Here is a 12,463-nt window from a genome sequence, read left to right on the forward strand (position 1 = left end):
TCGTGATCTGGACAGCAGGAGGATGAATATGTACAGAAAAGAACTGTATGTATTTGAAGGGAGCAAGCCGCGGAAAGCCGTTATTCGCAACTACAATCGCGCAGATTTCTTCGAATTGATCCAAATACAGGCGGAGAGCTTTCCCCCACCGTTTCCGTCTGAGCTATGGTGGAACCAGGAGCAGCTGACGAACCATATTACCCTGTTCCCAGAAGGTGCCATTTGTGTAGAAGTGGACGGTGTTTTGGCAGGTTCGATGACAGGGTTGCTCGTGAAGTTTGATCCGGCTCACCCCGAACATAAGTGGGAAGATGTCACGGATAGCGGTTATATCCGTAATCATGATCCTGAGGGTGACACGCTGTACATTGTAGACATTTGTATTCGTCCGAGCTTCCGCAAGCTGGGATTGGGCCAACAGATGATGCAAGCGATGTATGAGCTGGTGGTACAAAAAGGACTGCGCAGATTGCTCGGCGGAGGTCGCATGCCAGGATATGGACGTTATGCAGACCAATGGACACCTGAGCAGTATTTGGAGCGTGTTCTGACAGGAGAAGTAAGAGACCCGGTGGTTACATTTCTCATGCGCTGCGGTCGTACGCCTGTTCAGGTCGTGGCGAATTATTTGGAAGATGAGGAATCTCGCAACTACGCGACGCTCATGGAATGGAAAAATCCATTTCAGCAGCATCTCTAGGGTTTATCCGACATAATCGATCGAGAGGGGATTTGACTGATGGAATTCGTACGTATTCAACATATCGACAATCCGCTGTTTGCGAAAATGCACCGTTTGATGCAAGAGGTTTTCCCACCTGAGGAAGTATTGGAGTACGATCTGTGGAAAGAACCGCTGGAAGATCCGGGCATTCGCGTATTTGTAGCTGTACACGAAGGAGAAGTTGTGGGGGCTACCGAATACCGTTATTACACGGACATGAACGTAGCCATGACAGACTTCACGATCATCGGCCGAGAAGGACTCGGAGTGGGACGATTCCTCGCCAGAGAGCGTCAAAAGGACCTGCTCGCTTTGGCTGCTGAAAACGGCAAGGAGCTGTACGGAATGTTTGCAGAAATCTACGACCCGTACCGTGTGGAAGAACACAACTTTGGCGGAATCAAGCCGATGGACCCATTTGTACGTCGGGAAGTGCTCTCTCATCTGGGATACAAACGTACGAACTTTGCGTATGTGCATCCGTCCTGGCAAAATGACGGCGAAGCGGTATCCGGACTGGATCTCGGCTTCATGCCGACAAACGAAGAGCAAACGACCCTCGAAGCGGATCTGATCGTCACCTTCCTGAAGCGTTATTACGCCGTGCTTCCACAAAAGCCACAAGCATGGCTCGACATGGTGAAAGACTTGGAGAGCAAAGAAACGGTGGAGCTACTCCCTATTTAATCGCAAGACAACAAGAACCAACTCTCCTGTGGAGCATTGTTCACGGCTCCATGGGAGTTTTTCGTAGTAGGCTAGTCAGATTATTACGAAAATACAAGCTGGATGAAGAGGGAATCAAAATGAAAATTATCACCCTATGCGGGTCAACCAAATTCAAAAAGGAATTTGAGCAGGCGAATACGTATCTGACGCTCCAAGGAAACATCGTGATGAGCGTAGCCTTTTTCGAGCAGAGTGAGGGTTTTGCGATATCACAGGAGCAAGTAGATCTACTCACAGACATTCACTTTCGAAAAATCGATTTGTCCGACGAGATTTTTGTCATCGATGTAGAGGGGTATATCGGTAGCAGTACAAGCAAAGAAATTGCGTATGCAAAAGAACAAGGGAAGCCCGTTTATTATTACTCCAAGAGTGGGATCAACGATAACGTGATTGCCGCATTCTTTCTCTAACCAGAAAAAACAGAGGTGAAACAGGTGAAAGCTCAAAATCTAGCGTCGATCTTCCTCTACATAGCCGTCATCTTTCACTTGCTGGGCATGAGTGGCTGGACTTCTGCAAAGCTAGCACAACCAATCGAGCTCGCCATCCTCGGGCTGATGCTCCTGTCTATTTTCATTTTACGGAAAAAGAAACGAAAAAAGCGTCGGGCAAGTAGACGAGCACCGGAAGTAGCAGTCATGCTTGAGCATGCCGAGGAAGGAGAGCCGGGCAAATGATCCATGACATCCACATGCAGGCGATTCTGGATGCTTCTCATGACGGGATCATTGCGGTCGATCGGGATTCCATTATTATCGGGGTCAATAAAAATGCGATGGAAATACTCGGCCTGCCAGGCAATATCGTTGGACAAAAAATTACCCGTTATATCCCCAATTCAGATATGTTGAGAATTTTGGCAACGGGGAAAAAAGAGATTGGGGACATCGCAACGATCCTGAATCGACAAATAATCATCAACCGTTTGCCGATTGTCGTAGAGGGTGAAATCGTAGGTGCTGTGTCCACTTTTAAAGAGATCACCGACATTCAAAAAATGGAGATGCGCATTCGCAAGCAGAGCATGGAGAGCGGCTTGGAAGCCAAATTCCGCCTGGAGGATATCGTTGGAGATTCTTCTGCGATCCGCGAAGCGAAGGAATGGGCGGAAACTTTCGCACGGACAGATGCGACGGTTCTCATACAGGGGGAGTCCGGGACTGGCAAGGAGCTGTTTGCCCAAGGGATTCATTTGAGCAGCCAGCGTGCTACCGGGCCGTTCATTCCGGTTAACTGTGCGGCTCTCCCCGGCAACTTATTGGAGAGCGAATTGTTTGGATACGAGGAAGGAGCATTTACTGGCGCCCGCAAAGGCGGAAAGCCTGGGCTGTTTGAATTGGCACACGGAGGGACTCTGTTTCTCGATGAAATCGGAGAGATGTCGATCCCGATCCAAGCGTTGCTCTTGCGTATCTTGCAGGAGAAAAAAGTGCGCAGAATCAGCGGGGAGCGTATCGTCCCTGTCGATGTGAGAATCATCGCGGCAACGAATCGGGATTTGGAACGACTGGTAGAGGAAAAGCAGTTTCGCTCAGACCTGTACTTCCGATTGAATGTGTTGACGCTTGAGCTGCCTGCTTTGCGAGAACGAATTGAAGATATTCCGCTATTGGTGGCATCGATCATGGGAGAAATCAAGGAACGGGAAAATAAAAGGCATCTGAAAGTAGAGGAGGCCGTTTTCCACGTTCTCAAACAATATGACTGGCCAGGCAATGTACGAGAACTGCGCAACGTGGTAGAAAGAATGGTCTTGCTCTGTAAGAATGACGCGCTTGGCAAGGAGGACACGGCTTTTTTTGCCAAGAAGCTGTATCAGCGACAATCTTACCGTGATCAAGAAGAGAGAGAAGCAGAAGTCATCCGAAAGGTTTTGGCGGAAACGAAGGGAAACAAGGGAGAGGCGGCGAAAATTTTGGGAATGGATCGGTCCACCCTGTGGAGAAAAATGAAGCGCTACGAAAGATTGTAGAAATTGATGCAAGCGCAACATCAGCGATGCATGTTTGCAACAGAGTTATTCAGTTTCTTGTTTAATTTACAGAAAATTTAAAACATATTCATCTGGCATGGTAGTTGCTTATTGATGGAGAACACAGCACATACGACTTTTACGAAGAGGCGAGGGGAGAGCATGACACCACAACCGATTATTCGTGTAGAAAATGTCTCGTTTGCCTATCAGGTTAACCAAGATCAACAAATTCCTGTCCTGCAAAATGTCTCCCTAGAAGTGTTTCCAGGAGAGTATGTTGCCATCATCGGTCATAATGGGTCCGGTAAGTCAACGTTGTCTAAGCATCTCAATGGAATTTTGACTCCAAACGATGGCGATGTCATTGTTAACGGTATCAACACACGTGAAAAACAGCGAATTCACGAAGTGAGGAGCCGTGTCGGGATGGTTTTTCAGCATCCGGACAATCAGATTGTCGCGACGATTGTAGAGGACGATGTGGCCTTCGGATTGGAGAATATCGGGACATCTGCGGAAGAAATGAAAACGCGAGTGGATAATGCTCTAGAGGCTGTTGGGATGAGTGCCTTTCGTCATCGTCCGCCTCATCATTTGTCTGGCGGACAAAAGCAACGGATCGCCATTGCGGGGATATTGGCGATGAAGCCGCAAGTCCTTGTCATGGATGAAGCGACGAGTATGCTGGACAGCTACGGTAGACAGGATATACTGGCAGTCGTTCGCAAGCTGCATCGCGAAGGAATGACGATCGTCACCGTGACTCATCACATGTCAGAGGTAGCAGAAGCGGATCGCGTTATCGTGATGGAGGGTGGCAAGATCGTATTGGAGGGTACCCCGCGTGAAGTGTTTTCCCATCAGGAAAGACTACGCGAGCTTCATCTGGATGTTCCGGACGCGAGCCGAATTGCTCATCTCGTTCACTCCGAAAATAGCGAATTTTCACCTGATCTCATCCACAATGAGGAAGTTGTCGCGGAGGTTAATCGTCTATACGTCAGGCAAGCGGAGGCGAGTGGTTCATGACGCAACCGATTGTAAACGTAGAAAATCTATCTCATGTCTACATGCAGGGAACACCCCTCGAACATCGGGCTCTCGACCAGGTAAGCATACAGGTGGCAGAGGGCGAATGCTTGGCGATTATCGGCCATACCGGATCGGGGAAATCGACGTTAATCCAGCATTTTAACGGCCTGATTCGCCCGCAATCCGGTACAGTCATCATCAATGGAATGGATGTATCTTCACCCAAGATCGATATTCGTACGTTACGCAGACAAGTGGGGCTCGTTTTTCAAAACCCGGAGGATCAACTGTTCGAAAAACTGGTCGGTGATGATGTAGCCTACGGCCCTTTTCGGATGGGGCTTCCTTTAGAGGAAGTGCGGCGACGCGTTCAGTGGGCGATGGACTTGGTCGGCCTCTCGTTTCAGGAGATGAAAGACCGTCCCACTTTTGCCTTGAGTGGCGGACAGAAACGCAAGGTGGCATTGGCTGGCGTCCTTTCCTTGCAACCCAAGGTTCTCGTGCTTGACGAGCCAACAGCAGGGCTGGACCCGCGTTCTCGTCTTGAGCTATTGGAACGCATCCGCCGTCTCAATCGGGAAGAAAAGCTAACGGTTATTTTCGTCTCACACAATATGGAAGAGGTCGCCAAGCTTGCGGATCGTGTCTACGTCATGGCAAACGGGAAATCAGTCTGCGAAGGGACACCGCGACAAATTTTTGGCAATCAGGAATTGCTGCGACAGCATCATATCGGCACACCAGAATCGGTTGATATTTTATACAGACTCCGTGAACAGGGCTACAGCATCGATCCTAGCGCTTTTTTACCCGAAGAGACAGCGATGGAAATTTTGAAACTGTTGAACCGCTAAGGAGGGGGTCCACATGTCAGCAGAATTTGAATTGACGCGCAATATTACCATCGGTCAATATTTACCCACTGCTTCGGTCGTTCATCGTCTCGATCCTCGCTTCAAGCTTGGTGCCTTCGTCATTCTCATCCTAGCCATTGCCATCTGCGATACATACGTGGGTAATCTGTTTGCTTTAGCCATTTGTATCTGGATGTTTCAAATCTCAAAAATCCCCTTGCATTACGGCATATCCGGGATCAAGCCAGCTATCCCCTTTATCATTATTTTGGCGATCATGCAGTTGCTTTTTTACGGGGAGGTTGTGAATGGCGGAACCGTTTATTTGAAATACGGCTTCATCACGATCACAAGTGAGAGTGTGCGCCTCGTCATCGTGTCTGCCATGCGGTTTGTAGAAGTGATCTTCTTATCAAGTGTCCTTACGCTCAGCACTTCGACGACGGAACTCACGCACGGCATGGAACGACTGCTGGGGCCTTTGGAAAAAGTAAAGTTTCCCGTTCACGCGTTTGCATTGATCATCACGATTGCTGTGCGCTTTGTACCTACCTTCGCGATGGAAATGGAAAAAATGATGAAAGCACAAGCGTCCCGTGGTGCAGATTTTGGTACAGGAGAATGGTGGCGGATCATCCAGCGAACAAAAGATATGTTTCCCATCATCATCCCGCTGTTTAATGTGGCACTCTCCAGAGCAGAAGATTTGATTTTGGCAATGGAAGCCAGATGCTACACACCAGGTGCTGCACGGACCAGATACACCCAATACAAGGCAGTAGGCAAGGATTACGTCGCGCTGATCGCAAGCATAGTCATTTCTGCCGTCATGCTCGCCATACCTTGGTAAGGAAGACTAGCGGGAACTCGCCCGAATAGGGCATTCCACATAAAACTCGTAAAAGGAGGAGTATGCATGGAAAAAGGCTTGACCGTTCGCAAGATTGTCATTGCAGGCGTTCTGGGCGCGATAGCGATTTTGCTCGGGGTGACACGTCTCGGCTACATTCCGGTTCCGACAGCAGCGGGCAATGCCACTATTATGCACATCCCGGCTGTTATCGGGGGGATAATGGAGGGCTGGGGCGTTGGTATGATCATTGGCCTTATATTTGGAGTCTCTTCTTTCTTAAATGCCACGGTCCCGCTGTTTAAAGATCCCCTTGTCGCCATCCTGCCACGGTTGTTCATCGGTGTGACTGCGTACTTGACCTATGTCGGTTTGAAAAACGTCAATCAGTACTTGGCGATTGGTGCCGCTGGCTTTATTGGGGCGATGACAAACACGATTTTGGTACTGGGCATGGCCGTTATTCGAGGATACATGACGCTTGGTGTAGCGACAACAGTCGCAATCACGAGCGGTTTGCCAGAAGCAATTGTTTCTGTCATTGTTACATTGGCTGTCGTTGCGGCTTGGAAGAAATTGGGCTCAGTGGGCAGACAAAAATCAAAAATTTCAGGAGACTTATAATGACCGGAACGATTGTTGACGTACCCGGCGTTCTCGTCGGGCATGCACAAAACGAAGAAACATTAACGGGATGCAGTGTGATTATGCTGGAAAAGCCGTCTGTCTGCGGCGTGGATGTCCGGGGTTCTGCCCCGGGCACCCGCGAGACGGACCTTTTGGACCCTATCAATCTGGTGAGTGTCGTCCATGCGATTTGCCTCTCAGGTGGCAGTGCATACGGTTTGGATGCTGCAACAGGTGTCATGCAGTATTTGGAGGAACAAGGCATCGGGCTAGATGTTGGCTATGGCGTCGTTCCTATCGTTCCAGCAGCCGTCTTGTTCGACCTGGCTGTAGGCGACTATCGGGTTCGTCCGGATCGTCATATGGGCTATGAGGCAGCACAGGCGGCAAGCCGAGAGACAGTAGCACAAGGAAACGTCGGTGCTGGTACAGGTGCGTCAGTAGGCAAGCTGAATGGATTTGCGAATGCGATGAAGAGCGGGTTGGGCACAGCTTCCGTGATTTTACCCAATGGACTCGTCATAGGCGCAATCGTCGCTGTAAATGCGGTCGGTCATGTCGCAGATCCGCAGTCTGGGACGATCATAGCCGGGCCGAGAGATGAACAGGGAACCATTCGAGATAGCATGGAGATGATGCGCCAGCAAGCCTTTTCTCCGATCCCACCAGGTACGAACACGACGATTGCCGTAGTCGCGAGTAATGCCCGCTTGTCCAAAACAGAAGCAAAAAAAGTAGCGCAAATGGCTCATGACGGGCTTGCCCGTACGATCCGTCCGATTCACACCATGTACGATGGCGATACGATCTTTGCTGTAGCAACAGGCGAAGTAGCGGCGAGTGTAGACCAGGTGGGCGCGTTGTCCGCAGATGTGCTGGCAGAAGCCGTCATCCAAGCGGTTAAGCACGCAGAGGAAGCAGGGGGACTGCCATCTTATCGCAGTTACTTCCAGGAATAGGGGTAACATAATTGGATGCAGAGGAGAGGATTGTCGGATGAATCAGGTGATATCCTTTGTTGACGAGCAGGAAGTTGTGCGCCTAACGCAGGAGCTAGTTAGAATTCCGAGTGTGTTTCGCCCCGATCAGGCAGGAGCGAATGAAGAGCGGGTCGCACTATTTGTCGCCGATTATCTTCGCAATATGGGTTTGCAGGTCTTCTATGAAGAGGTTGTTCCGGGCAGACCGAATGTCATCGCTTTTTACGATTCGGGCAGGCCTGGCAAAACGCTTTTGTTCGAAGCCCATACAGATGTCGTAACAGAAGGGGACCGGGATGCTTGGAGCTACGATCCTTTTGGCGGGACAATATCTGGTGGACGTATCTATGGACGTGGCTCCTGTGACACAAAAGGAAATCTGGCTGCCGCGATATGTGCCGTCAAAGCTATCCAACGATCCAAACAGTCTTTTACAGGAAAAATTCTCCTGTGCATCCCTTGTGATGAGGAGAGCATGATGATCGGGATCAAAGATTTCATCCGTCGCGGCTGGGCCAACAACGTCGATGCGGCGATCATCTGCGAACCGGAAGAAAATCAGCTCTGCATCACGCAAAAAGGAGCTATGCGAGCCATCCTTCGTACGTTTGGCAAAATGGCGCATGGTGCCATGCCACTGACGGGAATCAATCCAAACACAAAGATGGCACGCGCCATAGTTGCATTAGAGGAGCTGGAGCGCAAGGAAATGGCTCGTCTGGGAGAGCACCCGATGTTGGGGTGGCCGAGTATCACTCCGACGATTTTGCAGGCACCGGTCAAAGGAGACGCCCAAATTAACGTCGTGCCGGATCAATGCATGACTACACTTGACATTCGCACGGTACCCGGGCAGGACCACCAGGAGCTGTACAAAGAAATCAGTGCGATATTAGAAGGTTTAAGCAAAGAAGATGACAAGTTCAAAGCCACCTTGGAAGTCATCGAAGAGCGTCCTTGGACGTTGACTGGCATGAAGGAAGAAGTCGTGACCGCTGTCGCGAGCGCCTATCGGGAAATCACGAAAAAAGAACCCGTATATAATGGCGTTCCAGGTGCGACAGATGGAACCTTCCTGCACAAAGCAGGTATTCCAATTTTGACGACAGGCGCAGGCGATCGTCACATCCCTCATCATGCAGATGAGTACGTAACGATTGACCAATTGGTAGAATCCACCCAGCTTTTTGCCTTGTCTGCATTAACGTTTTTGACGCAGTCAGTACGAGCTTGATCGCCTACAAAAGAACTCTGCTTAAGCTAGTGGCAGAGTCTTTTTATTCTCGAAAAAGAAGTTTTCTTAGTAAAAACTTGCAGAATCCATCTAAATTTTTTTACAATAGGCTTGTTACATAAGCGAAAAGGAGGCGCGTGCCCATGAATATGCGCTGGAAATTGGATGTCTTGTATTCCTCGTTTGATGCACCAGAATGGAAACAAGATTGGGAGAAGTTCGTACGGGAAACAGAAGAGATCAAAAGCTGGGCAGCGCAAAACTTGCAATCATCAGAAGATGCAGTAGCGAAGATGGAGACATACATCACGATGATGACCTCCGTTCTGCAAACGCAATTCCGCTTGTACGCCTACGGAGAGCTGACTGCTAGCGTAGATGCCAAGAATGAAGTAGCACTGCTCGCGATTGAAAAAGTACAGAATCAGGCTGTGGAATTGGTTGAACCAGGCGTGCAATTCCAAAAATGGCTAGGAGCGTTGAGTAACCTGGACGAGTTGATTAGCCGATCGGAGCTGTTAGAAACACACCGCTTTATGTTGACAGAAATGTCAGACAAGAGCAAATACATGTTGAGCGAAAAAGAAGAAATCGTCCTGGCAAAAATGAAAAATACAGGGTCAAATGCATGGACAAAGCTCCATGAAATGTTGACTTCCACTTTGCTGGTAGACATTACAATCGATGGGGAGCACAAGCAGCTTCCATTGCCAGTGGTGCGGAACATGGCGAACGAAAAAGATCCGCAGCTTCGCAAAACGGCATACGAGGCGGAGCTTGCCGCTTACAAAAAAATCGTTGAAGCTGCTGCTGCCAGCTTGAATGGAATTAAGGGCGAGGTTATTACCGTAGCGAAGCTCAGAGGCTATGAATCGCCGCTGGATAAGACGTTACAAGACTCCCGCATGGACCGCGAGACGCTCGAAGCGATGCTTCAGGCGATGCGTGAGAGCCTGCCATCCTTCCATCAATACTTCCGTACAAAGGCGAGGCTGCTCGGTCATGAGAGTGCTCAGTTGCCGTTTTATGATTTGTTTGCGCCAGTGGGCGAGGCAGACATGCGGTTCTCGTATGAGGAATCCCGCGACTTCATCGTGAAGCACTTTGGTAGTTTTAGCGAAAAACTCGCCAACTATGCAGCACGAGCTTATGACAATCAGTGGATTGATGCTGAGATTCGTGAAGGCAAGCGTGGAGGGGCATTCTGCTACAACCTGCACATCGTAGGGGAGAGCAGAATTATGTCCAACTACACAGGCAGCTACAGCGATGTGAGCACAATGGCACATGAATTGGGACATGGCTATCACGGTGAATGTCTCGTAAACGAAGCATTCTTGAATAGCGAATACCCGATGCCAATCGCCGAAACCGCGTCCATTTTGTGCGAAACCATCATTGCCAATGCAGCGCTTGAACAGGCGACCTCCGAGGAAGCATTTGCGATTTTGGAACATGATATTAGTGGTGCAAGTCAGGTGATCGTCGATATTTATAGCCGTTACTTGTTCGAGACGGCTGTATTTGAGCGCAGAACAGAAGGTGCCTTGTCTGTTTCCACATTGAACGAACTAATGCTGCAAGCGCAAAAGGACGCTTACGGGGATGGTTTGGACCCGGCAGCCCTACACCCGTACATGTGGGTATGCAAACCGCACTATTATAGCGCGGATTACAATTTCTACAACTTCCCGTATGCTTTTGGGCTTCTGTTCGCAAAAGGCTTGTACGCAGAGTATCTCAAGCGCGGGGAAGCTTTTGTTGAGCAGTACGACAAGCTCTTGTCTGTAACAGGCAAAATGAGTGTTGCAGATGTAGCAGCTATTATGGATGTTGATGTACGCTCAGTCGATTTCTGGCGGAATTCACTCTCTTTGGTTGCAAAAGATATCGACAAGTTCGTTGAGCTCGCGTCTGCACGACTGAACTAATATAAAAAGAACGTCCGCTATGTCATTAGCGGACGTTTTTTATTCATGATGCAAAGCGTTTTTGTGCGCATAGGGAACAGAGGGGAAGGAGAAAGTAAGAAAAAACAGATGAGGTGATTACGTGGTAAACGGATTGCAGTTACTCGACCTATTACGGGAAACGGAGAACAAGATGCTGCATTTACATAGAGCCATAGACAGAGTAAGCAGCGAGCCGGATTTCAAGGAGTCTGTCAGTGTTCTTACTGTAGTCGTTCGTGATTATCAGCTTCAGCTCGACAAAATGAAGCAAGCGTTGGGCAAAATCGAAATCGGAGGGCAACAACAGCAGCAACAGCAGGCCCATAATACCGAAATACATTAAGCACACAGAAAGACAAACAGCCCTCGAACTGCTGTAAAGGCAGATAGGGCTGTTTGTTTGCTTTTATGTGTAGGAAAGCTTACTGGAAATTAGCGTAACGCTTCACTCCGTAAAACGGGTAGAGCTTATGCATGTATTCTACTTTGCCATAGCGAACATCTTCGCCATTCGCATGCACGATTGCTCCATTACCCAGATAGATCGCTACGTGGGACACGCGTCCTTTTCCAAGCGCATCGTAGAACAAGAGGTCACCAGGTTGTGCTTGATCCAGTGATACTTCTTGACCGCCACGGAATTGATCTTCAGAAGTGCGCGGAAGTGTAACCCCAAGCTGCTCAAAAACGTATGAAGTAAAGCCACTACAATCAAAGCCATTCGGAGTAGTTCCGCCTAAGACGTATGGTGTATTGAGCAATGGCTCAAAAATTTCCTTCATCCGACCCAGATCTTCTTCATTTATCTCGGCAGGCAGCGAAACGGTAGAAGTGAGGTTTGGACTTAGGAACTCTGTAGCAACGTATGCTTCACGATCTTCGAATTCGATTTTCGTCCATTCACTACCCGTTTCTACGACTTCTACAATGGAACCGAATCTTAGCTTGCCTAATACTTTTGCGTCAGTCGAAGGCTTTTTACGCACATTCAGCACATCACCAGTGACGCGGGCTTTTTCCCCAGCGGTTAGTTCTTTCGACTCACTGGTAGCGTTGTCATTCTGATCGACAGCTACATCGGAAGGAAGGTCAGTCTCAATGGAGCCAGAAGTGCTTGCACCATGAATAGACAAAGTTTGTCCAATTGACAATCTATCATCGTTCAGTTGGTTCCATTGAATGATTTGATCCACCGTTACTTGATGCTCGCGAGCGATCTTGCTCAGCGTATCACCTGCTGATACCACATATGCCGATGAGGATGCATGGGCAGCAGTAGGCAGCAGAGTGAAGAGCGCGAGGAAGGTGAGTAGCCTTGAAGTCTTTTTCATGTCATCGTCTCCACCAATCTACTAAAATCTGCATATCTAGCTAAAATTCTAGCGGATTTTGCTTGGTAAATCTATGAAAAAAATAATCTTTATTTTATTTTTTAAAAACTATTGCATCAAGAGACAGGAACGTGCTATATTACAGAAGTCGCCGCAAGCTGGAGACAAAACT

14 protein-coding genes are annotated in these 12,463 nt (G+C 48.9%); 13 read left to right on the forward strand and 1 reads right to left on the reverse strand.

Going from position 1 to position 12,463, the window contains the following annotated elements:
• Positions 1–28 precede the first annotated feature (28 nt).
• From AB432_RS13545 to AB432_RS13605, 13 genes are all read left to right on the forward strand, one after another.
• Positions 29–700: a GNAT family N-acetyltransferase gene (locus AB432_RS13545; RefSeq protein ID WP_048032721.1), complete on the forward strand. Its 672-nt coding sequence runs from the start codon at positions 29–31 to the stop codon at positions 698–700.
• Positions 701–739: 39 nt separating this feature from the next.
• Positions 740–1,411 carry a GNAT family N-acetyltransferase gene (locus AB432_RS13550; RefSeq protein WP_048032722.1) on the forward strand — a complete coding sequence of 224 codons (672 nt, stop codon included), beginning with the start codon at positions 740–742 and terminating at the stop codon, positions 1,409–1,411.
• 119 nt (positions 1,412–1,530) lie between these two features.
• Entirely contained in the window at positions 1,531–1,866 is a 336-nt protein-coding gene (locus AB432_RS13555; protein ID WP_048032723.1) for a DUF4406 domain-containing protein, read from the forward strand.
• 15 nt (positions 1,867–1,881) lie between these two features.
• Positions 1,882–2,133 (forward strand): hypothetical protein, encoded by a 252-nt coding sequence (locus AB432_RS13560; RefSeq protein WP_235617681.1) that lies wholly within the window; start codon positions 1,882–1,884, stop codon positions 2,131–2,133.
• A complete protein-coding gene (locus AB432_RS13565) occupies positions 2,130–3,428 on the forward strand; it encodes a sigma-54 interaction domain-containing protein (RefSeq protein ID WP_048032725.1) in 1,299 nt (432 codons plus the stop codon). The genes AB432_RS13560 and AB432_RS13565 overlap by 4 nt, the downstream gene beginning before the upstream one ends.
• Positions 3,429–3,590: 162 nt before the next feature.
• Positions 3,591–4,460, forward strand: coding sequence for an energy-coupling factor transporter ATPase (locus AB432_RS13570; protein WP_048032726.1), 870 nt, complete (start codon positions 3,591–3,593; stop codon positions 4,458–4,460).
• Complete coding sequence (locus AB432_RS13575) at positions 4,457–5,317, forward strand: energy-coupling factor transporter ATPase (RefSeq protein ID WP_048032727.1); 861 nt, start codon at positions 4,457–4,459, stop codon at positions 5,315–5,317. The genes AB432_RS13570 and AB432_RS13575 overlap by 4 nt, the downstream gene beginning before the upstream one ends.
• 13 nt (positions 5,318–5,330) lie before the next feature.
• Positions 5,331–6,167 (forward strand): energy-coupling factor transporter transmembrane component T family protein, encoded by an 837-nt coding sequence (locus AB432_RS13580; protein WP_048032728.1) that lies wholly within the window; start codon positions 5,331–5,333, stop codon positions 6,165–6,167.
• Between the two features lie 66 nt (positions 6,168–6,233).
• Positions 6,234–6,791 carry an ECF transporter S component gene (locus tag AB432_RS13585; RefSeq protein ID WP_048032729.1) on the forward strand — a complete coding sequence of 186 codons (558 nt, stop codon included), beginning with the start codon at positions 6,234–6,236 and terminating at the stop codon, positions 6,789–6,791.
• Positions 6,791–7,753 (forward strand): P1 family peptidase, encoded by a 963-nt coding sequence (locus AB432_RS13590; RefSeq protein ID WP_048032730.1) that lies wholly within the window; start codon positions 6,791–6,793, stop codon positions 7,751–7,753. The genes AB432_RS13585 and AB432_RS13590 overlap by 1 nt, the downstream gene beginning before the upstream one ends.
• A 37-nt stretch (positions 7,754–7,790) precedes the next feature.
• A complete protein-coding gene (locus AB432_RS13595; protein WP_048032731.1) occupies positions 7,791–9,008 on the forward strand; it encodes a M20 family metallopeptidase in 1,218 nt (405 codons plus the stop codon).
• 143 nt (positions 9,009–9,151) lie between these two features.
• Positions 9,152–10,939 (forward strand): M3 family oligoendopeptidase, encoded by a 1,788-nt coding sequence (locus AB432_RS13600; RefSeq protein WP_048032732.1) that lies wholly within the window; start codon positions 9,152–9,154, stop codon positions 10,937–10,939.
• Positions 10,940–11,060: 121 nt separating this feature from the next.
• The gene (locus AB432_RS13605) at positions 11,061–11,303 is read left to right on the forward strand and encodes a hypothetical protein (RefSeq protein WP_007722993.1); all 243 of its coding nucleotides are present in this window, start codon (positions 11,061–11,063) and stop codon (positions 11,301–11,303) included.
• 79 nt (positions 11,304–11,382) lie between these two features.
• Here the strand turns inward: AB432_RS13605 and AB432_RS13610 are convergent, their stop codons facing one another.
• Positions 11,383–12,291, reverse strand: a complete 909-nt coding sequence (locus tag AB432_RS13610; protein ID WP_048032733.1) for a C40 family peptidase — start codon at positions 12,289–12,291, stop codon at positions 11,383–11,385.
• Positions 12,292–12,463: the final 172 nt, after the last annotated feature.

It is taken from the genome of Brevibacillus brevis (genome assembly GCF_001039275.2).
Lineage (GTDB): Bacteria > Bacillota > Bacilli > Brevibacillales > Brevibacillaceae > Brevibacillus > Brevibacillus brevis_C.